The sequence below is a fragment of the Roseovarius sp. genome, from assembly GCF_965228755.1.
Classification (GTDB): domain Bacteria; phylum Pseudomonadota; class Alphaproteobacteria; order Rhodobacterales; family Rhodobacteraceae; genus Roseovarius.
This window is the reverse complement of the sequence record NZ_CBDDIG010000013.1, coordinates 570,654-590,689: the sequence shown is the minus strand read 5'-3', so window position 1 is coordinate 590,689 and position 20,036 is coordinate 570,654. Positions and strand designations below refer to the sequence as shown.

Annotated in this window: 14 protein-coding genes; 9 read left to right on the top strand and 5 right to left on the bottom strand. The window is 68.6% G+C overall.

Annotation, left to right across the window (positions count from 1 at the left end):
• The 6 genes from ACO07J_RS21155 to ACO07J_RS21130 are packed head-to-tail and all read left to right on the top strand — an operon-like array spanning position 1 to position 9,845.
• A complete protein-coding gene (locus ACO07J_RS21155; RefSeq protein ID WP_422032661.1) occupies positions 1–1,011 on the top strand; it encodes a glycosyltransferase family 2 protein in 1,011 nt (336 codons plus the stop codon).
• The gene (locus ACO07J_RS21150) at positions 1,008–5,603 is read left to right on the top strand and encodes a MupA/Atu3671 family FMN-dependent luciferase-like monooxygenase (protein WP_422032659.1); all 4,596 of its coding nucleotides are present in this window, start codon (positions 1,008–1,010) and stop codon (positions 5,601–5,603) included. Before ACO07J_RS21155 ends, ACO07J_RS21150 begins: the two co-directional genes overlap by 4 nt.
• Positions 5,600–6,334: a 4'-phosphopantetheinyl transferase family protein gene (locus ACO07J_RS21145; protein ID WP_422032657.1), complete on the top strand. Its 735-nt coding sequence runs from the start codon at positions 5,600–5,602 to the stop codon at positions 6,332–6,334. The genes ACO07J_RS21150 and ACO07J_RS21145 overlap by 4 nt, the downstream gene beginning before the upstream one ends.
• Before the next feature lie 25 nt (positions 6,335–6,359).
• Complete coding sequence (locus ACO07J_RS21140; RefSeq protein WP_422032655.1) at positions 6,360–7,316, top strand: hypothetical protein; 957 nt, start codon at positions 6,360–6,362, stop codon at positions 7,314–7,316.
• Positions 7,313–9,001: a hypothetical protein gene (locus ACO07J_RS21135; protein WP_422032653.1), complete on the top strand. Its 1,689-nt coding sequence runs from the start codon at positions 7,313–7,315 to the stop codon at positions 8,999–9,001. The genes ACO07J_RS21140 and ACO07J_RS21135 overlap by 4 nt, the downstream gene beginning before the upstream one ends.
• Position 9,002: 1 nt before the next feature.
• Positions 9,003–9,845 (top strand): glycosyltransferase family 2 protein, encoded by an 843-nt coding sequence (locus tag ACO07J_RS21130; protein WP_422032651.1) that lies wholly within the window; start codon positions 9,003–9,005, stop codon positions 9,843–9,845.
• Positions 9,846–10,030: 185 nt separating this feature from the next.
• Here the strand turns inward: ACO07J_RS21130 and ACO07J_RS21125 are convergent, their stop codons facing one another.
• The gene (locus ACO07J_RS21125; protein ID WP_422032649.1) at positions 10,031–11,230 is read right to left on the bottom strand and encodes a glycosyltransferase; all 1,200 of its coding nucleotides are present in this window, start codon (positions 11,228–11,230) and stop codon (positions 10,031–10,033) included.
• 174 nt (positions 11,231–11,404) lie between these two features.
• Between ACO07J_RS21125 and ACO07J_RS21120 the strand changes: the two genes are divergently transcribed.
• Positions 11,405–12,775 carry an oligosaccharide flippase family protein gene (locus tag ACO07J_RS21120; protein ID WP_422032647.1) on the top strand — a complete coding sequence of 457 codons (1,371 nt, stop codon included), beginning with the start codon at positions 11,405–11,407 and terminating at the stop codon, positions 12,773–12,775.
• Between the two features lie 4 nt (positions 12,776–12,779).
• Here ACO07J_RS21120 and ACO07J_RS21115 read toward each other — a convergent pair whose 3' ends face one another.
• The 3 genes from ACO07J_RS21115 to ACO07J_RS21105 form a co-directional block, all read right to left on the bottom strand.
• On the bottom strand, positions 12,780–14,042 hold the full coding sequence (locus ACO07J_RS21115; RefSeq protein ID WP_422032645.1) for a GumC family protein: 1,263 nt from the start codon (positions 14,040–14,042) through the stop codon (positions 12,780–12,782).
• Between the two features lie 71 nt (positions 14,043–14,113).
• The gene (locus tag ACO07J_RS21110) at positions 14,114–15,085 is read right to left on the bottom strand and encodes a CpsD/CapB family tyrosine-protein kinase (protein ID WP_422032643.1); all 972 of its coding nucleotides are present in this window, start codon (positions 15,083–15,085) and stop codon (positions 14,114–14,116) included.
• A 59-nt stretch (positions 15,086–15,144) separates the two neighbouring features.
• On the bottom strand, positions 15,145–15,828 hold the full coding sequence (locus tag ACO07J_RS21105; RefSeq protein WP_422032641.1) for a sugar transferase: 684 nt from the start codon (positions 15,826–15,828) through the stop codon (positions 15,145–15,147).
• Positions 15,829–16,461: 633 nt separating this feature from the next.
• Here ACO07J_RS21105 and ACO07J_RS21100 point away from each other — a divergent pair.
• Positions 16,462–17,745, top strand: coding sequence for an NAD(P)/FAD-dependent oxidoreductase (locus tag ACO07J_RS21100; RefSeq protein WP_422032639.1), 1,284 nt, complete (start codon positions 16,462–16,464; stop codon positions 17,743–17,745).
• An 87-nt stretch (positions 17,746–17,832) separates the two neighbouring features.
• Here the strand turns inward: ACO07J_RS21100 and ACO07J_RS21095 are convergent, their stop codons facing one another.
• Entirely contained in the window at positions 17,833–18,714 is an 882-nt protein-coding gene (locus ACO07J_RS21095; protein WP_422032637.1) for a LysR family transcriptional regulator, read from the bottom strand.
• A 101-nt stretch (positions 18,715–18,815) separates the two neighbouring features.
• On the opposite strand from ACO07J_RS21095, the gene ACO07J_RS21090 reads away from it, so the two are divergent.
• Positions 18,816–20,036 carry a pyridoxal phosphate-dependent aminotransferase gene (locus tag ACO07J_RS21090; RefSeq protein ID WP_422032635.1) on the top strand — a complete coding sequence of 407 codons (1,221 nt, stop codon included), beginning with the start codon at positions 18,816–18,818 and terminating at the stop codon, positions 20,034–20,036.

Below are 20,036 nucleotides of genomic sequence, written 5' to 3'. Positions count from 1 at the left end.
ATGACAGACCCCTCCGTTCTCACCATCATCCTCAACTTCCGCACGCCCGAGCTGACGCTGAAGGCGCTCGACGCCGCCCTGCGTGAAATGGCGGGCATCCGCGGCGAGATCCTCGTGGTCGACAACGGCTCGGGCGACGATTCCCGCGAGGTGCTGACCCGCGCCATCGAGGGCCTCGCCAACCCGCCCGTTCCCGTCCGCTTCAAGGCCTCGGCCCGCAACGGCGGCTTCGGCGCGGGCAATAATTTCGGCATGCACGCCGGCCTTTCCGACGGCTCGCAGCCCGATTTCTACTACATCCTCAACTCCGACGCCTTCCCGCAGAAAGGCGCGATCCGCCACCTGATCGCCCACATGCAAACGCACCGCCATTGCGGCATCGCCGGAAGCGCGATCCGCGGCGTCGATGGTGAGCCGCACCAGACCGCCTTCCGCTTCCCCACCATCGCGGGCGAGTTCGAGGGCGCCATCCGCACCGGCCTCTTCACCCGCCTGCTGCGCAACTCCGTCGTGCCCCTGCCCCTGCCCGACAGCACGATCCGCGTCGACTGGGTCGCCGGGGCCTCGGCCCTGCTGCGCCGCCGGATGCTGAACGAGATCGGCCTCTTCGACGAGACCTTCTTCCTCTATTTCGAGGAAACCGACCTCTGCCTGCGCGCCGCCCGCGCCGGGTGGGAAACCTGGTACGTCCGCAACAGCGAGGTGCTGCACGAAGGCTCCTCCTCGACCGGCATGAAACTGTGGAAACGGACGCCGACCTACTGGTTCGATTCCCGCCTGCATTACTTCACCAAGAACCACGGCCGCGCCTATGCCGCCGGGGCCACGCTGGCCCGGCTGACCGGCGCGCTCCTGTGGCGGACCCGCGCGATCCTGTCGCGCCGGTCGATCGGCGACCCGCCGCATTTCCTGCGCGATCTCGTCACCCATTTCGCCGGCAACATCCGCCGGCGGCCCGACCATGTCGCGGCCACCCCGATGACAAAACCTCTTGTGGAGGAGTCGAAATGACCCGATTTACCAGTGCGCTTGTTGGCGAAGAAACCCTCCTGATCGGCTGTGGCGACCAGCTGCTCGACCACGGCCATGGCATCGCCGCCGTGATCACCACCAACCCGCAGATACGCGGCTGGGCGGCGGCCAAAGGGGTGCCGGTGCATAACACCACGGCTGCCCTGCTGGATAGCACGGGCTTCGACTGGCTCTTCAGCATCGCCAACCTCTCGGTCATCCCCGACGACGTGCTGGCCCTGCCCGCCAAGGGCGCGATCAACTTCCACGACGGCCCCCTGCCGCAGATGGCCGGGCTCAACACGCCGGTCTGGGCATTGCTCAACGGCGAGGCCGAGCATGGCATCAGCTGGCACGTGATCGAGGCCGGCATCGACAAGGGCGACCTGCTGGTCACCCGCGAGTTTGCCATCGACGCCGACGAGACCGCCCACTCCCTCAACGCGAAATGCTATGCCGCCGGCCTCGACAGCTTCGCCGAGCTGCTGGGCCAGATCGAAACCGGCACGCTGGCCCCCCGCCCGCAGGATTTCACCACGCGCAGCTATTTCGCGGGCGCCAAGCGGCCCCATGCCGCAGGTTTCCTCGACTTCACCCAACCCGCCGCAACGCTCGCCCGTACCGTCCGCGCGCTCGATTTCGGCGGCTACTGGAACCCCCTCGGCCTGCCCCGCCTGCTGACGGCAAAGGGCACGCTCTTCGCCCGCAGCGCCACCGCCCTGCCGACCGACGCCGGCGCCCAACCCGGCGAAGTGACCGAGGCCACCGCCGACAGCCTCACCGTCGCCACCGCCGACGGCGCCATCCGCCTGACCTCCCTCCTCGACGCCGAGGGCAAGCCGGTCACCCCGAAGGCCCTGTTCAACACCGGTGACATCTTGCCCGCCCTATCCCCGGAGGCAGCGGACCAACTCACCGCCACCGCCGAGCGCCTCGCCAGGCACCAGCGCCACTGGCGCGCCCGTCTGACCGACATGACCCCGGTCCAGGTCCCGCTCGCCCGCGCCACCACCGGCCCGGCCGACTGGGCCGTCGAAGACGTGGCCCTGCCCGCAGACCTCGACCGCACGACCGCGCTGACCGTCCTTGCCGCATGGGCCCTGCAGGGCGCCGGCCAGCGCGCGGGCGATATTGCCTACGCCCCCGCCAGCCTCAAGCGCGACGCGCACGCGCCGTCGATCACCACCCCGTGGATGCCCCTGCATATCGAGACCACCGACGACACCACGCTGGCCGACCTCACCGCCGCCGTCGCCGATGACCTCGCCACCGCCGAAGCCAAACCGGGCTTCCCCGACGACCTCGCCCTGCGCGACCCGGCGCTCGGCACGCCGCAAACCCCCGCCATTGCCATCACCGACGGCCCCGCCACCATCCCCGGCGCCGTCATCCTCGCCGCGCTCGACAACAGCGGCACCTGCCACCTGCATATCGACCGCGCCCGCCTCGACGACGCGGCGATCGGCCTGCTGACCGCGCGCCTGTCGGCCATGCTCACCCGGGCTGCCAACGGCACCCCCGTCACCATGCAGGCGCTCTGCGCCCTCCCCGAGGCCGAGCGCGCGCTGCAACTGACCACCTGGAACGCCACGCAAGCCGACTATGACCCGGCCCTCACCATCCACCGCGCCTTCGAACAACAGGCCGAGACAACCCCCGACGCCACGGCCCTCGTCTTTGAGGACACCGCGCTCACCTATGCCGAGCTCAACGCCCGCGCCAACCGCGCCGCGCAGGCCCTGCAGGACGCCGGCGTGAGCCGCGGCGTCAATGTCGGCCTCTGCCTGCGCCGCTCGCCCGACCTGCTGATCGGCGCGCTGGCTATCCTCAAGGCGGGCGGCGCCTATGTCCCGCTCGACCCCGATCACCCGGCCGACCGGCTGGCGCATATCATGGGCGACAGCGGCGCGCGCGTCCTGCTGGCCCATGGGGCGACGCAGGGCAACCTGCCGCAGACCGACGCCAAGCGGATCCTGCTCGACCAGATCGACCAGGCCGACACCCCCGCCAATGTCGACGGAGGCGCCGACGCCGAAGACCTCGGCTACCTCATCTACACCTCCGGCTCGACCGGCAAGCCCAAGGGCGTGATGGTCGAACACCGCAACGTCGCCAACTTCTTCCGCGGCATGGACGATTGCGTCGACCGCGACGCCGGCTCCGCCTGGCTGGCCGTCACATCGATCTCCTTCGACATCTCGGTGCTGGAACTGTTCTACACCCTCGCCCGCGGCTTCAAGGTCGTCATCACCGGCTCGGAAAACCGCGCCGCCGTGTCGAACGGTCCGATCGCCGCCTCGGGCGAGCCGATGGATTTCTCGGTCTATTTCTGGGGCAATGATGACGGACCGGGGCCGAAGAAATACCAGCTCCTCCTCGACGCCGCCCGTTATGCCGACGCCAACGGCTTCGCCGCCGTCTGGACCCCCGAACGCCACTTCCACGCCTTCGGCGGCCCCTACCCGAACCCCGCCGTCTCGGGCGCGGCCGTCGCGGCGGTGACACAGAACATCGCCGTCCGCGCGGGCAGCATCGTGGCCCCCCTCCACCACCCCGCCCGCATTGCCGAGGATTGGGCGGTCATCGACAACCTCACCAACGGGCGCGCGGGCCTCGCCTTCGCCTCGGGCTGGCATCCCGACGATTTCGTCCTCCGCCCCGAGAACACGCCGCCCAACAACAAGCCCGCCCTCTACGACGCGCTCGACAAGGCCTGCCGCCTCTGGCGCGGCGAGGCGGTCGAGTTCCCCACTCAATCGGGCGACATGCTGCCCGTCAAGACCCTGCCCCGCCCGGTCTCGCAAGAGCTGGAATGCTGGGTCACCACCGCCGGCAACCCCCAGACATGGCGCGAGGCCGGCGAACAGGGCGCGCATATCCTGACCCACCTCCTCGGCCAGTCGATCGACGAGGTCGCCGAGAAGATCGCGATCTACCACGACGCCCTGCGCGGCGCGGGACACGATCCGGCGAACTTCAAGGTCACGATGATGCTGCACAGCTTCATCGCCGACGGCCGCGAACACGCCCGCGCCGTCGCCCGCGAGCCGATGAAAAACTACCTGCGCAGCGCCGCGGGCCTGATCAAGCAATACGCCTGGGCCTTCCCGGCCTTCAAGAAACCCGAGGGCGTGAAATCCCCCTTCGAGATGGATCTCGGATCGCTGGCCGAGGACGAGATGGAAGCCATCCTCGATTTCGCCTTCGAGCGGTATTTCGAGGACTCCGGCCTCTTCGGCACCGTGGCCGATGGCGTGGCCCGCGCCGATCAGCTTCGCCGCATCGGCGTGACCGAGATCGCCTGCCTGATCGACTATGGCATCGCACCCGAAACGGTGATGGCGGGCATGGACCTGATCAAGCAGGTGATGGTGACCGCCAACGCCCCGGCGGAACTGGCCGATGACGATTTCTCGCTCGCCGCCCAGATCATCCGCCACGACGTCACCCACCTGCAATGCACGCCCAGCATGGCGCGCATCCTGACGCAGAATGACGAGGCGCGCATGGCCCTGCGCCATGTCCGCCAGCTCCTGATCGGGGGCGAAGCCTTCCCGGCCGACCTCGCCCGCGACCTGCGCGGCGCCACGAAGGCCCGGATCGACAACATGTACGGGCCCACCGAAACCACCGTCTGGTCGGCGCATCAACGGGTCGACCCCGGCACCGACGGCCACACCGTGCCCATCGGCACGCCCATCGCCAACACCCAAACCTACATCCTCGACGACACCGGCAACCCGGCCCCCGTCGGCGTGGCGGGCGAGCTCTGCATCGGTGGCAACGGCGTCACCCGCGGCTACTGGCAGCGCGACGAGCTCACTACCGAGCGTTTCGTGCCCGACCCCTTCGACGGCGGCACGGCCCGCATGTACCGCACCGGCGACCTTGCCCGCTGGACGGCCTCCGGCACGCTCGATTTCCTCGGCCGCGACGATTTCCAGGTGAAGATCCGCGGCCAGCGGATCGAGCTGGGCGAGATCGAGGAGGCCATGAAACGCCTCCCCGGCATCACCGAGGCGGTCGTCGTGCCGCTGACCTCCCACACCGGCGACACGCGGCTGGCGGGCTACTTCACCGGCACCGCCTCCGACGACGCCCTGCGCGCCCATCTCAAGGCCCACCTGCCCGAGGCGATGGTGCCCGCCGACCTGGTGCCGCTCGACGCCATGCCGCTGACCCCCAACAAGAAGATCGACCGCAAGGCCCTGCCCGCGCCGGTGCGCAAGGCAAAACCCGCCGCCCGCACCACCGTCCAGACGACCGGGCTGGAAAGCCGCATCGCCGCGGTCTGGTCCACCGTCCTCGGCGTGCAGCAGATCGCGCCGGAGGACAATTTCTTCGACCTCGGCGGCCACTCCCTGCTGGCCGTGCAGGCGCATCGCGACATCCGCAAGGCGCTCGACACGCCCACGCTCTCGATCACCGACATCTTCCGCTTCCCGGTGCTGCGCGACCTTGCCCGCCACCTCGAAGGCGGCAGCGGCACCGACCCCACCCCGCCCGAGCGCGAGGAGACCAGCGAGGCCCGCGCCGCCACCATGTCGAAACGCCGCGCCATGCGCGCCGGACGGGAGCGTCAACTGTCATGAGCATGCATCCCGGAACCCTCTCGACCGGCTGTCTGGAAGACGATATCGCCGCCCTCTTCGCCCCCGCCGTTTCGGTCGCCATGACCGACCCGTCGGCCGATCACGACGCCCCTTTCGAGGAAGAAGGCGCCGCCGTCGCCCGCGCCAACGACAAGCGCCGCCGCGAATTCCGCGCCGGCCGTGCCGCGGCCCGCCAGGCGATGCAGGAAATGGGCCTGCCCGCCATGCCGATCCCCGCCGACGAAAGCCGCGCGCCGGTCTGGCCCGATGCCATCACCGGCAGCATCAGCCACAACGACAGCCTCTGCATCGCCGCCGTGGCCGAGCGCCGCAACGTCCCCGGCATCGGCATCGACATCGAGGAGGCCACCCCCCTCGACCCCGATCTCTTCCCCGAGATCTGCACCCTGCCGGAACGCGCCTGGCTTTCCCTGCAGTCCGAGGACACCCGCGGCCTGCTGGGCAAGCTGATCTTCAGCGCCAAGGAATGCGCCTACAAGTGCCAGTTCCCGCTCAGCCGCACCTTCCTGGAATTCCACGACCTGGAAATCACCGCCGATCTCGAAACCGGCCAGTTCGAGGCGACCTTCATGCGCCCGGTGCCCGGCTTCGAGCGCCGCGCGCGGCTCTATGGCCGCTACGTGGTGGCCGAGGGGCAGATCATCACCGCGATCACCGCCGAACAGCACCCGAGCCTCGCCGCGCAGCGGCGGCGCGTGTCCTACTGGTAGGCATGGCGGCGACCGGATACCGATGATGATCGACCGAACGACCATTCTTCTCGGGCTGGCCGTCGTGACCGCCGCCGCCGTCGCGCTCTGGGTGGTGCTGTGGCGCCCCGCGCTCTCGCCGGAAAAGCTGCGCGAGACCTATGCCCACCCCGCGCCGGAACCGCCCGGCCGGGGGCTGCACGTCTTCCATCTCGGCCACAGCCTCGTGGGCCGCGACATGCCCGCCATGCTGGCCCAGCTTGCCAATGACGGCCACCGCTACGAAAGCCAGCTAGGCTGGGGCACCTCGCTCAAGGAACATTACGAGCCCGGCGAAACCATCAACGGCTTCGAGACCGAGAATGACCACCCCCGCTTCCGCCCTGCGCGCGAAGCCGTGGGCTCGGGCGAATACGATGCCATCGTCTTCACCGAGATGGTCGAGATCCGCGACGCCATCAGGTATCACCAAAGCGGCAAGTACCTCGCCCGCTGGGCCGCGCTCGCGCGCGACGCCAACCCCGAAACCCGCCTCTACCTCTACGAGACGTGGCACAAGCTCGACGATCCCGACGGCTGGCTCGACCGGCTCGACCGCGACATCGACCGCTACTGGATCGGCGAGTTGCTGCAACGCGATCTCACCCGCAACACGCCCGAACGCCCGGTTTTCCTGATCCCCGCGGGCCAGGTCATGGCCCGCTTCGTGCGCGAACTGGAAAAGACCGGCGGCACCGGCGGCATCACCTCGCGCGAGGACCTGTTCCAGCGCAAGGACGACGGCAGCCTCGACCCGATCCACATCAACGACCTCGGCGCCTACCTCGTGGCGCTCACCCATTACGCCGTCCTCTACCAGGCTTCGCCGCTGGGCCTGCCCCACCGGCTTGACCGCGCCGACGGCACCCCGGCCGACGCCCCGACCGAGGCCACCGCCCGCCTGATGCAGCGCGTCGTCTGGGACGTGGTGACCAGCCGCCCGGAAACAGGAGTGCCGCAATGATCCGCATCCTCGCCCTGATCGCCCTGGTCTTCGCCGGCGCCCCGGCCCTGTCCCAGTCCGGCGCGCGCGACTTTCCCCTTGCCATGAACCTCTCCGAGATCAACGACTGGAGCACCGGGCAACCCTTCATCGACGTCTTCAAGACCGCCCGCCGCTGGATCGGGCACAAGCCCGGCCAATGGGGCGGCGTCGAGTTCGACGAGCTGGAAGAACGCGGCCTGCTCGACGCCCAGGGCTGGCCCACCTCCGTACCGCACGACCTCGGTTCGATCGGCACGCTGATCCTCACCGACCTGCCCGACGACGCCGACATCTATGCCGGCCGCTACGTCCTCAGCTTCGAGGGCGAAGGCATCGTCGAGGTCGGCGGCGCCGCCAGCAACGTCCGCTATGGCGATGGCCAAGTCGCTTTCGATTTCCAGCCGGGAACGGGCCGGATGGTCCTCATAAAGATCCAGCGGTCCGACCCGATGAAGACCGGCGACTACATCCGCAACATCACCGTCGTGCGCGAAGAGCACCAGGAGGCCTTCGCCAGCGGCGCCATCTTCAACCCGCTCTGGCTGGATCACATGCAGGGCTTCGCCGCCCTGCGCTTCATGGACTGGATGCACACCAACAATTCCGATCAGCAGGACTGGGCCAACCGCCCGAAACCCGATGATTTCTCCTACACCCGCCACGGCGCCCCCGCCGAGATCATGATCGCGCTCGCCAACGAGCTGGGCGCCGACCCGTGGTTCTGCATGCCCCACCTGAGCGACGAGAATTACCAGCGCCGCTTCGCCGAAATGGTCGAGGCCCGGCTCGATCCCGGCCTGAAGGCTTACGTCGAGTATTCCAACGAGGTCTGGAACTGGCAATTCACCCAGGCCGAATGGGCCGAGGCCCGGGCACAGGAGCGCTGGGGCCAGCGCTACAAGGGCCAGGATTATTACGGCATGAAGACCGCGCAGATGGCGGAAATCTGGGCCGATGTCTTCGCCGATGCCCGCAACCGCCTCGTCACCGTGATCGCCACCCAGACCGGCTGGCTGGGGCTGGAACGCGCCATCCTCGACGCCCCCCTCTGGGTGGCCGAGGGTAACGAACCGCCCCATACCTTCGCCGACGCCTACGCCATCACCGGCTATTTCGGCTCCTATCTCGGCCGCGACGAGATGCGCGACATCACGCTGGCGAAGATCGCCGAAAGCAGCGAGGCCGCCGAGGCCGAGGCCCGCCAGCAGGGCCTGACCGGCGAGGCGCTCGCCGCCCATGTCGCGGCGCACCGCTTCGACAAGGCCACCGACTGGGCCGTCGACGCGCTGACGAACTCCCTCCAGTACGGCGACGAGTTCGACGGGCTCGACCGCGCCGCCGACACGTTCTTCACCTACCAGGCCGAGGTTGCCAGGGAATACGGGCTCGACCTCATCGTCTACGAGGGCGGCACCCATCTCGTCGGCGTCGGCGCACAGGTGGGCGACGACACGCTCACCGCCTTCTTCACCCATTTCAACTACACGCCCGAGATCGCCACCCTCTACCGCACCCTGTTCGAGAAATGGGCCGAGGTCAGCGACGGGCCCTTCGCGCTTTTCAACGATGTCGGCGTGCCGGTGAAATGGGGAAGCTGGGGCCACCTCCGCCACCTCGGCGACGCGGAGAACCCGCGTTGGCAGGTGGTGGACGAGTTCAAGTAGCATGGCATCTGCCCCCGCCCCGAAAGCCTCGGTCATCATCCCGGCCAATAACGAGGAAGCCTATATCGGCGCCTGCCTCGACCGGCTCGCCGCTTCCGCCGGCGATGCGCCGTTCGAAACCCTCGTCGTCGCCAACGCCTGCACCGACCGCACCGTCGCCATCGCGCAGGAGGTTGCAGACCTCTCGACCAACCCGGCCCGGCCCGTCCGCATCATCGACACCGACAAGGGCGGCAAGCTCGGCGCCCTGCAACTGGGCGACGACGCGGCCCGTGCGCCGATCCGCATCTACCTCGACGCCGATGTCACCGTCAGCCCGGGCCTGATCCCGGCGCTGATCGCCATGCTCGACACCGGCGCGCCCCGCTACGCCAGCGGCACGCCCCGGATCGCCCCGGCCCAAAGCCCCGTCACCCGTGCCTATGCACGGTTCTGGCAAAAGCTCCCCTTCGTCACGACCGGCGTGCCGGGCTTCGGCATCTTCGCCGTCAACGGCCCGGGCCGCGCCCGCTGGGATACGTGGCCCGAGATCATTTCCGACGACACCTTCGCCCGGCTGAACTTCTCGCCGGAAGAACGGGTCAGGCTGCCGCAAACCTATCGCTGGCCGATGATCGAGGGCCTTTCCGGCCTGATCCGCGTCCGCCGCCGGCAGGATCGCGGCGTGCGCGAGATCGGAGAGAAATTCCCCCGCCTGCTTCAGAACGCCGACCCGGCGGCGTCTTCCGGCGGGGCCAAGCTGAAGGCCATCCTGCGCGATCCGCTGGGCTTCCTCGTCTACGGCTTCATAGCGTTATGCGTGCGCCTTCCCGGCGGCAAGGGCGACTGGGCGCGGGGGCGGTAGCCTCTTCGCCCGGAATCAAGGCGCGCCAAGGGCGCGCCGCCGGGCAGCGCCCGACCGCCCCCCGGGCGGGCGCTTCTGCGACGGGGCCATGCAAACTATTAGTCGGATGTGGACCGCACCATAAATCAACTAACACAGGCGTTGGCGCGCTCACCCGCGGTCGGGCCCTGCCCGGCTCCTCACCGTCATGTTTGATCCACCGCCGCCCGGAAATACCCCGCCAGCTTCTCCGCCTCGCGATACATGTCATGCCGCTCCAGGACCCTCGCCCGCCCGGCACGCCCCACCTCGGCCCGCGCCTCCGCCGGCATCGCCGCCAGCGCCTCCACCGCCTCGGCCAGCGCCGCGTCATCCCCTGCCGGCACCAGCCAGCCGGTCACGCCCGGCTGCACCAGCTCCGGAATACCCGCCACGTAAGTGGCAATCACCGGCCGCCCCGCCGCCATCGCCTCCATGATCACCATCGGCAGCCCCTCGGCGAAGCTCGGCAGCACCAGCGCATGACACCCCGCCAGCGCATCCCGCACCTCCTCCTCGGTCTGCCACCCGGCCAGCGTCACCTGCCCCCCAAGCCCGCGCGCCGAAATCTCCGCCTCCAGCGCCCCGCGCAGCTCGCCATCCCCGATCAGCGTCAGGTGCACATCCGCCCCGGCCACCCGGCCCATCACCGGCATCAGGATCAACTGCCCCTTCTGCTCCGACAGCCGCCCGATATTCACCAGCCGCAAGGCTCCTTCCGGCATCGGCCCCGGCTCCGGAAACGCCTCCGGGTCGATCCCGCAATGCACCACCTTCACCCGGTCCCACGCCTCATGCGGCAGCCACCGGCACAGCTGGCTCCGGCCATAGGAGCTGACGGCCACGGTAAACGCCGCCCGCTCCATCTTCCGCGCCAGCGACAGGGAATGCACCGCGTCGAACTCCTCCGGCCCGTGCACGGTGAAGCTGTAGCCCGGCCCGCCCAGCAGCCTGACCAGCATCGCGACGGCGGCGGCGTTGGTGCCGAAATGCGCGTGCATGTGCTCCACCCCCTCCACCAGCCTCAGCACATGGCACGCCTCCACGAGGTAAACCAGATGCCGCAACCGCCCCGCGGGCGACACCCGGCCCAGCTCCAGCGCCCCCTTCAGCGCCGCGAATAACGCCCCTGGCCGCCCCAGCATCGCGGCCAGAAGCGACATCAGCAGCGCGCCCTTCCCCGCCTCCAGCACGTATTGCGTCCGCCCCTGCTCCGCCCGGTCCTGCGGATCCTTCAGCGGCACGTCCCCCCGCCGCATCGCGATCCGCTCCACCGACAGGCCCAGCCGCTCCAGCCCCTTCAGCTCGCGCCGGATGAAGCTCTGCGACGGCTGGGGATAGGTGTTCAGGATATAGGCAATCTTCACGGGCGGTACCGAACCTCGAGCATTTAAACCTCACGCTACAACCGCCACGACCCCAAGAAAAGGCGCGACCTCAAGGACATAGGCGACGCCGCCGCATCCGTGTGCAATTGACCACGCTACCGGCTGGGCCTAGCGTGGTGACAGGCATGAAAAGGCATCCGGTCACCCCCGAACATGAAACGCATCCTCCATGCATTCCAGGGCGAAACCCTGACCGGCCGGATCCTCCGCAGCACGTCCTGGGTGATGGTGGGTTATGGCGGGGCCCAGGCCATCCGCCTCGGCTCCAACCTGATCCTGACCCGCATCCTCTTCCCTGAGGCGTTCGGGATCATGGCACTGGTGACCATGGTCACCGTCGGGCTGATGATGTTCTCCGACATGGGCATCGGCCCGGCCCTCGCCCGCAGCCCGCGCGGCGACGACCCGGAATTCCTCAACACCGCCTGGTCGCTCCAGCTCATCCGCGGCGTCACCCTCTGGCTCGTCACGCTGGCGCTGGCCTACCCCTTCGCCGAGCTCTACGGCTACGAGGAACTGGCCCTCTACCTCCCCGTCGCCGGGCTCTCGCTCGTCCTCACGGGGTTCTTCCCCACCCGGATGGAACTCGCCCGCCGCCACCTCCAGATGGGCCGGGCCACCATGCTCGACCTCGCCAGCCAGCTTCTCGGCCTGACCCTCATGGTGCTGCTCGCGCTCTGGACCCGCTCGGTCTTCGCCCTGGTGGTGGGCAGCGTTCTGACCAACCTCATCAAGCTTGTCGTCATGTGGTACGGCCTGCCCGGCCGCCGCGACCGCTTCCAGATCGAGAAACCGGCCCTGACCGAGCTGGTCAGCTTCGGCAAGTGGATCTTCCTCGGCACCGCCTTCGCCTTCGTCAGCACCCAGGGCGACAAGGCGGTCCTCGGCAAACTCCTCAGCCTCGAGATGCTGGGCATCTACAATATCGGCTTCTTCCTCGCCAGCTTTCCCATGGCGCTGGGGCAGTCGGTGGCACAGGACCTGCTGATCCCCATCTACCGCAACCGGCCCCCCGCCGAATCCGAGGAGAACCGCCGCAAGCTCCAGCGGATGCGCTTCCTGCTCACCGGCGGGATCTCCGCGCTTCTGCTGCTGATGGCCTATGTCGGCCCGCCGCTCGTCGATTTTCTCTACGACGACCGCTATATCGAGGCCGGGCCGATCATCGTCATCATGGCCTGCGGCTTCCTGCCCAAGATCATCGGCATGAGCTATGATCAGGCGGCGCTGGCGGCGGGCGACTCGCGGCGCGTGTTCTTCCTGACCGGCATCCGCTCGACCCTGCAGATCGTGCTGCTGATCCTCGGGCTGCACTGGTTCGGGCTGGTGGGCGGCGTCGCCTCCTTCGGCGTCGCCATGCTGCTGGCGCATCCGATGCTGATCGCCCTCGGCCTGCGCCACAATGCATGGGATCCGCTGCACGACATCGTCAGCTTCGCCCTAGCCGGCCTGCTGGCGGCCGGCGCCATCTGGCTTCACTGGGACGCACTGCTGGGCATCTCCTCGACGCCGGTCACGGGCTGAGGCTTCAGACCGCCCGCCGGCGCCCCCGGAACGCCCGCATCAGGGCCGTCCGCCGCTTGCTGCGCGGCGCCTCCGGAATGACCGCCACCGGCGCAAAGCCAAGGTCGCGCTCCATCACCGCGGCGCTGCGAATGACCGGGTTCATCAGGTCCAGCAACAGCGCGATGCCGAACGCCACCAACAGGCTCCCGAACGCGCCCAGCACGGCGAATTTCGTCCGCGACGGGGTCGACGGGTAATCCGGCCACGAGGCCGGCTCCAACACGCTCAGATGCTCCGACTGGCCCTCGGATTCCAACTGGAACCCGATCTCGGCGGCCTTGCGGCTTTCGCTCACGCTGGCCAGCTCTTCCTTCATCGTCTCGAGGTTGCGGGTCAGCCTGGTCAGCTGCGCCTGCAGGGCCGGGTCGATTTCGCTGGCGGCCGACACGGCGGCCAGGCTCTCGTTCAGGTAATCGCGCTGTTCGGTCAGGTCGTTGAGCCGGGCGATGTTCTCGTCCCGCTCCCGCTCTTCCAGTCGGGTCAGGTTGCCGCCGCCGGCCTCGCGCTCCAACTGGCGTTCCAGCACGATCATCTGCCGCTCGACCGACAGGATCTCGGCCCGCAGCGCCTCGATCTCGCGTTCCTGCGAGGCGCGCGCGCCCTCCTCGGGCATCCCGTTCTGCCGCCGGAAATTGGCCAGCCTCTCTTCCAGGTCGGCCACCTCGGCCTCGAGCCGGCTCTGCCGCAGGGTGAAGAAAGACAGCGTCTCCTCCGCCCGCTCCAGCCGCTTGTTCTGGCTCAGGGCCACCGTCCGCCGGGTCACTTCCCGGGCCAGCGCCTGCGCGGTCTCGCGATCGCCCCATGTCGCCGTCACCCGCACCAGCGAGATTGCCCCGTCGCCCGTCTCGCCCGTCCGCGCCGCGGCCACGCCCGACACGCTCAGCGACCGGCGCAGCACCGACACCTTCTCGCTGTCCGGCAACCCGGCCAGCTCGTCCAGCACGCCCACGGCGGCGGCGATATCGAGAACAGCGTCATGCGACATCACGCGCTGCTCGACGATCTGCAACTGCCGTGCATCCGCCCCCGAGACGGTCGGCCGCGCCAGCGCGCCGGCCACCTTGGCATCCTCGACCTGCAACACCGCCTGCGAGGTGTATTCATGCGTCTGCGACAGCGCGTAGAGAAGCGCGGCCACGCAACCAAGAACCGTCAGCCGCGCGATCAGCCAGAAGCGGCGCCGCGCCATGTCGCGAAGTTCTTCAATCCAGTCCGAAAGGCTCATGGGATACGTCCTAACCTGTCACCAAGACACTTTTTACCAAACACGACCGACACGAACCGCGCCGGCCCGCATCACCGCCGCCGCGCCTTCTTGCGCGGCAGCCGCCCCCGGTTCAGCACCACGCCCAGCAACGGCACCCGGTCGTTCAGCATCTTCTGGCACTGGGCGATATCCTCGGCCACCGTCCTGGTGCCATCGACCACCAGAAGCACGCCGTCGACCTGCGGCAGGAAGGCCATCACGTCGTCATACTCAAGCAGCGGCGGCATGTCACAAAGGATCACGTCGGGCGTCAGCCCACCGGTGATCTCGTCCAGCACGTCGGCCGTGCTCTGGCTCTGCAACAGCTCCGAAGGGTTCGGCGGCACGTCGGAATTCAGCCCGACGGCCAGGTTCTCGCCATAGCGCTCCAGGTAGTCGTAATACGGCACCTCGCCGCTCAGCAGCGCGGGCATGCTCTGCACCGGCTGGTGGCCCAGCGCCTCGCCCAGGCCGGGCTTGCGCTGGTTGAGGTCCAGCAGCACCGTCGTCACGTCCGGGATAGCCGCCATGCTGAGCGCGAGGTTCAGCGCGGTATAGGTCGTGCCGCACCCCGAGGTCGGCGCGGTCACGGCGACCCGGCCGATCCCGTGCGACTTCATCGTCTGCAAAAGCTGGGTGCGCAGGGAATCCGTCGCCTTCTTGACGCTGTCCGACCGGCTCCGCAGCTTCTGCGCGGCATTCTGATGCCCGCGCCATGCGGGCTTCAGGATCTGCCACGAGCCAAGCTCTAGAAGGTCCGTTCCGGTCTCGGTCATCGGTTCGTCGTCATCCTCGACATCCTGCGCCGCCACGGCAACAAGGGCCGTGGCGGTTGCGCCCTGGCCCTGTGCGGCGGCTGGCCCGGCACCGGGCCCTGCGGCCTCGGCACCAAGCAAAGAATGCTTCAGCTTGCGGTCAAACGGCAAGCCCGGTTCGGGCGCGCGGCCGAAACCGGTGTCCTGATCGTCTGTCGGGCCACTTGTTTTCGCCCAGTCGAACGACACCTCGTACCTCTCGAACATCTTCCATCCAATCTCTGCGGCCCGACCCCTCGGGCACGCCCCCACCGCTTTTTGTCAACTCAATGGCCGGTCCGCCTCAGGACCACGCCGATCGTCTGCAACAGAACCCAGGCATCCTTCGGCAGCGACATCTCGGCGTCATAGGCCGCGTCGTAATGCGCCCGGTCGGCGAAAGAGCTTTCGTTGCGGCGATCGACCTGCCAGTAGCCGGTGATTCCCGGCCGCACCGCGAAGTAATGCTGCGGGTCACCATAGAGCGGCAGCTGGTCCGGCATCATCGGGCGCGGGCCGACAAGGCTCATCTCGCCCTTCAGCACGTTCCACAGTTGCGGCAGCTCGTCCATCGACGTCATCCGCAGCAGCGCGCCCACGCGGGTGATCCGCGGGTCTTTCTTCAGCTTCTGCGACACGTCCCATTCACGCTTCAGCTCGGGATCCTTCGCCAGCAGGTCGTTCAGCTTCTTGTCCGCGTCGCGCACCATCGTGCGCAGCTTCAGGATCGAGAACCGCTCGCCGTTCAGGCCCAGCCGCGGCTGGCGATAGAACGGGTTGCCCCCCTCGAGGAACAACAGGACCGCCGCGACCGCGATCAGCGGCAGGTAGACCGGCAGAAACGCCAGCACCAGCAGGATATCGAGGGCCCGCTTGCCGGCCCGGCGGTAGACCCGCCCGCGCCGCGGCAGGTCGATCGTCTGCGCCGGAGCGGACGCGGCTCCCCGCGCCGCATCCAGCCCCTGGAGCACGGCAGGCGCGGAAACGCGCGCAGGCGCAGAATGAAGGTAAAGGTCGGCAGCCACGAGACACCCCCACTGATTACTCAAACACACTCGAACGGAGACGATACCGAGCGGAGGAAAACAGCCCGCAAGGCCCCGTATCCAGGCACACAAAACCACCACCCCGGCCGCGGACGATCCGGCCGGTCAAACCTATCAACTTGGGCAGCGGTCCCCAATTAAGGCGGAATTTCGCCTTGAACTTGACACAATTGAACCTAACGGAAAGCGGACAATCTTAAACTTTCTAAATGGAAACAAATTGTTTCTATCTGTTCTATCATTGGAGATACATCATTGTAAATAAACCATTTTTGCATTAACCAAGGCACCCAACCCGACGATAATGCACGTGTTTCACGCCAAGGTGGTGTTCTCGCCGGCGGGGATAAAGGCCCAAATTTGGCCAGATTGTGCATTTCAGCCCAAATGTCGCCACATTCTTTTGCCCGATTCCCTTCCCCCGCGTCACCTGCCCGCCCCGATATCGCCACCGGCCCGCGCCTCCCGGCCCGGCCCCGCCTGCAGGACGGCCCTTGCAGCCGGTGCCGAATGGCCACTAGAACCGGGGAACGCGAACATGCGAAAGGGCGACACCCCGTGACCTCCGAGACCAACCGCAGCCTGTGGCGGGCGACCGTGGCCGACCCCGTGCCCTCCACGAGGTTCGACGCCGAAGCCGAGGCCGACCTCGCCGTGATCGGCGGCGGCTTCACCGGCTGCGCGGCCGCGCTCGACGCCGCCCGCCGCGGCGCCGCGGTCTCGGTCTTCGAGGCCGATACCGTGGGCCACGGCGGCTCGGGCCGGAATGTCGGGCTGGTCAATGCCGGGCTCTGGCTCCCCCCGGACGAGATCGTCGCCCATATCGGCGAAACCGACGGCATGCGCCTGATGACCGCGCTGGCCGAGGGCCCCTCGACGGTCTTCGACATCATCGAGCGCGAGGGCATCGACTGCGAGGCCACCCGCGCCGGCACCCTGCATCTCGCCCACGCCCCCTCCGGCCTCGACGACCTGCGCGACCGCTTCCGGCAGGGCAACCGCCTCGGCGCCCCGATCCAGCTTCTCGACGCCGCGGAAACCGCCCGCCGCACCGGCTCGTCCAGGTTCCACGGCGCCCTCTGGGACCCCCGCGCCGGCACAATCCAGCCGCTCGCCTATTGCCGCGGCCTTGCCCGCGCCGCCATCGCCGCCGGGGCCCATATCCACGAGAACACCCCCGTCACCCGCCTCAGCCGCGACAGCGACACCTGGGTGATCGAGGCCGCCGGCCACCGCCTCCGCGCCCGGCACCTGCTGCTCGCCACCAACGCCTATCACCGCGACGTCAAGGGCGCCGCCGCCCCTGGCTTCGTGCCCGTCTGCTTCAGCCAGTTCGCCACCGCCCCCCTGCCCGACAGCCTGCGCAAGACCATCCTGCCGGGCGGCGAGGGCTGCTGGGATACCGCGCTGGTCATGTCCTCCTTCCGGATGGACAAGGCCGGCCGCATGATCGTCGGCGGCATCGGCGACGCCACCGGCCCTGCCAGCCCGATCCACGCCGCCTGGGCCCGCCGCAAGCTGCGCGAGGTCTACCCCGACCTCGCCGACCAGCCCTTCGAACACGCCTGGAGCGGCCGCATCGCCATGACCAGCGACCACATCCCCAAGATCGTCTCCTTCGGGCCCAACGCGCTGGCAGTCTTCGGCTATTCCGGCCGCGGCATCGCCCCGGGCACCGTCTTCGGCACCGCCGCCGCCAAGGCGCTCCTGACCGACGACCCCTCGCACCTGCCCCTGCCGGTCACCACCGGCCATGCCGAGCGCTTCACCTCGATCCGGCAGGCCTATTACGAAACCGGCGCGGCCCTCACCCACCTGACCAAGCCGCTGCCCTTCACCTGAGCAGCCATGGCGCCGGGCATCGCCCGACCGCGGGTGGGCGCACCGACTGCCCGGCGCCGCGCCAAGGCGCTGCTCGCCTCCGGGCCGTCACAAGATCCCCCGCAACCACCCGGTAAATTTCTCCAGCGGCGGCCGCACCGCCGCCTCCGACGGCCAGACAAGGTAATACCGCCCCTCCACAAGGCTCGCCTCGCCATAAGGTACCACCAAGGTCTGCCGCTCCAGCTCCACCTGCGCCAGGTAATCGGGCAACAGCGCCACCCCCATCTCGTGCACCGCCGCCTGCGTCATCGTCGCGAACTGGTCCACCAGCATCCCCGTCACGCTGCCCACCTCGACGCCATGCGCCGCAAACCACTGCTCCCACGCCCCCGGCCGCGTCTCGAGCTGCAGCAACGGCAATTCCAGCAAATCCTCCGCAGACCCCAACGGCTCCGGCGCCAGCCGGGGCGAGCATACCGGCACCACCCGTTCCTCCCGGATCGGCAGGTACTCCACATCCTGCCAGTCCCTTGCCCCGAAATGGATCGCCGCATCGAAACTCTCCTGCCCGAAATCGAACGGCGCCAGCCGCGTCGACAGGTTCACCGTCACCTCCGGATGCGCCCGTGCGAAATCCTGCAGCCGTGGCGCCAACCAGTGCATCCCGAAGGCCGGCAGGATCGCCAGGTTCAGCCCGCCCCCCGTCGGGTTCGCCTTCAGCTCCAGCGACGCATGCGCCAGGTCCCGCAGGTATTTCCGCACCTTCCGGCAATAATCCTCCGCCGCCGGCGTCAGGTGCAGCCGCGTCCCCCGCCGCTGCACCAGCGTGGTGCCCAACTGCCCCTCCAGCACCTTCAACTGCCGGCTCACCGCGCTGTGCGTGAGTGACAATTCCTCCGCCGCCGCGCTGGCACTCCCCAGCCGGTCCACCGCCTCCAACGCCAGAAGCGAACTGATCGAAGGCAGAAAGCGGCGCGGCGTCAGCATTGTGAGTTTTTCTCCAGGTTATGTCAGCTAGTTTCGCTTTTCCTTTCCCAAGTTTCCACCCAAATTGCGCGCAAACGCGTCACACAGGGCCCCACTCCACCATGACGAAAGCGAACAGTTCCGCCGCCCACCACCCGGCCGACCGCCTGTCGGGCATCGCCCTGTCGGAAATCGTCCAGATCTCCGAACGCGCCCGCCAGATGCGCGCCGAGGGCCGCGATGTCATCGCGCTGAGCACCGGCGAGCCCGATTTCCCCACCCCGCCCGAGGTGATCGAGGCCGCCCACCAGGCCGCCCTCGCCGGCCAGACCCGCTACACCCCCACCGCCGGCACGCCCGAGCTGCGCGCCGAAGTGGCCCGCCAGGCCGGCGCCGAGCCCGCCAACGTCATCATCTCCACCGGCGCCAAGCAGGTGCTGGCCAACGCCATGCTCGCCACGCTGAACCCCGGCGACGAGGTCATCATGCCCGCCCCCTTCTGGACCAGCTATGCCGACATGGTGCGCATGGCGGGCGGTACGCCGGTCGTCCTGCCCTGCCCCCTCTCGCAGGGCTTCAAGCTGACGCCCGAACAACTCTCCGACGCCATCACGCCGCAAACCCGCTGGCTGATGCTGAACTCGCCCTCCAACCCCTCCGGCGCCATCTACTCGGCCGCGGAATACGCACAACTCGCAGACATCCTCGCCGCCCACCCCCATGTCTGGGTCGTCGCCGACGAGATCTACGAGCATCTCAGCTACACCCCCTTCACCAGCTTCACCGAGGCCGCGCCGCACCTCCGCGACCGCACCCTCATCGTCAACGGCGTCTCGAAAGCCTGGTCCATGACCGGCTGGCGCATCGGCTGGGGCATCGGCCCGGCCGAGCTGATCCGCGACACGATCTCCGTGCAGGGCCAGACAACCTCAGGCGCTCCCTCCGTCTCGCAGGCCGCGGCGCTCGCCGCCCTGCAATCCGACCGGCAACTCCTCGAAGATCGCCGCGCCACCTTCCTCGCCCGCCGCGACGCCACCATCGACGGCCTCAACGCCATCCCCGGCCTCGCCTGCCCGGCCCCCGACGGCGCCTTCTACGCCTTCCCCGACTGCTCCGCCCTGATCGAAGGCCGGTTCGACAACGACGCCGCCCTCTGCCAATGGCTGCTCGAGGAAACCGGCGTCGCCCTCGTCCCCGGCCGCGCCTTCGGCATGCCCGGCCACGTCCGCCTCTCCTTCGCCTACGCCGAATCCCAGATCCGCGAGGCGCTCACCCGCATGAAAACCGCCATCGACCGGTTGACCTCCACCCCCGCCCCGGCCTTCGCTGGCCACACCGGCTAA

Excerpts from the sequence above, each read along its gene's own strand:
- ACO07J_RS21155 (WP_422032661.1), top strand. The coding sequence starts at position 1 with ATGACAGACCCCTCCGTTCTCACCATCATCCTCAACTTCCGCACGCCC.
- ACO07J_RS21150 (WP_422032659.1), top strand. The coding sequence starts at position 1,008 with ATGACCCGATTTACCAGTGCGCTTGTTGGCGAAGAAACCCTCCTGATC.
- ACO07J_RS21145 (WP_422032657.1), top strand. The coding sequence starts at position 5,600 with ATGAGCATGCATCCCGGAACCCTCTCGACCGGCTGTCTGGAAGACGAT.
- ACO07J_RS21140 (WP_422032655.1), top strand. The coding sequence starts at position 6,360 with ATGATCGACCGAACGACCATTCTTCTCGGGCTGGCCGTCGTGACCGCC.
- ACO07J_RS21135 (WP_422032653.1), top strand. The coding sequence starts at position 7,313 with ATGATCCGCATCCTCGCCCTGATCGCCCTGGTCTTCGCCGGCGCCCCG.
- ACO07J_RS21130 (WP_422032651.1), top strand. The coding sequence starts at position 9,003 with ATGGCATCTGCCCCCGCCCCGAAAGCCTCGGTCATCATCCCGGCCAAT.
- ACO07J_RS21120 (WP_422032647.1), top strand. The coding sequence starts at position 11,405 with ATGAAACGCATCCTCCATGCATTCCAGGGCGAAACCCTGACCGGCCGG.
- ACO07J_RS21115 (WP_422032645.1), bottom strand. The coding sequence starts at position 14,042 with ATGAGCCTTTCGGACTGGATTGAAGAACTTCGCGACATGGCGCGGCGC.
- ACO07J_RS21110 (WP_422032643.1), bottom strand. The coding sequence starts at position 15,085 with ATGTTCGAGAGGTACGAGGTGTCGTTCGACTGGGCGAAAACAAGTGGC.
- ACO07J_RS21095 (WP_422032637.1), bottom strand. The coding sequence starts at position 18,714 with ATGCTGACGCCGCGCCGCTTTCTGCCTTCGATCAGTTCGCTTCTGGCG.
- ACO07J_RS21090 (WP_422032635.1), top strand. The coding sequence starts at position 18,816 with ATGACGAAAGCGAACAGTTCCGCCGCCCACCACCCGGCCGACCGCCTG.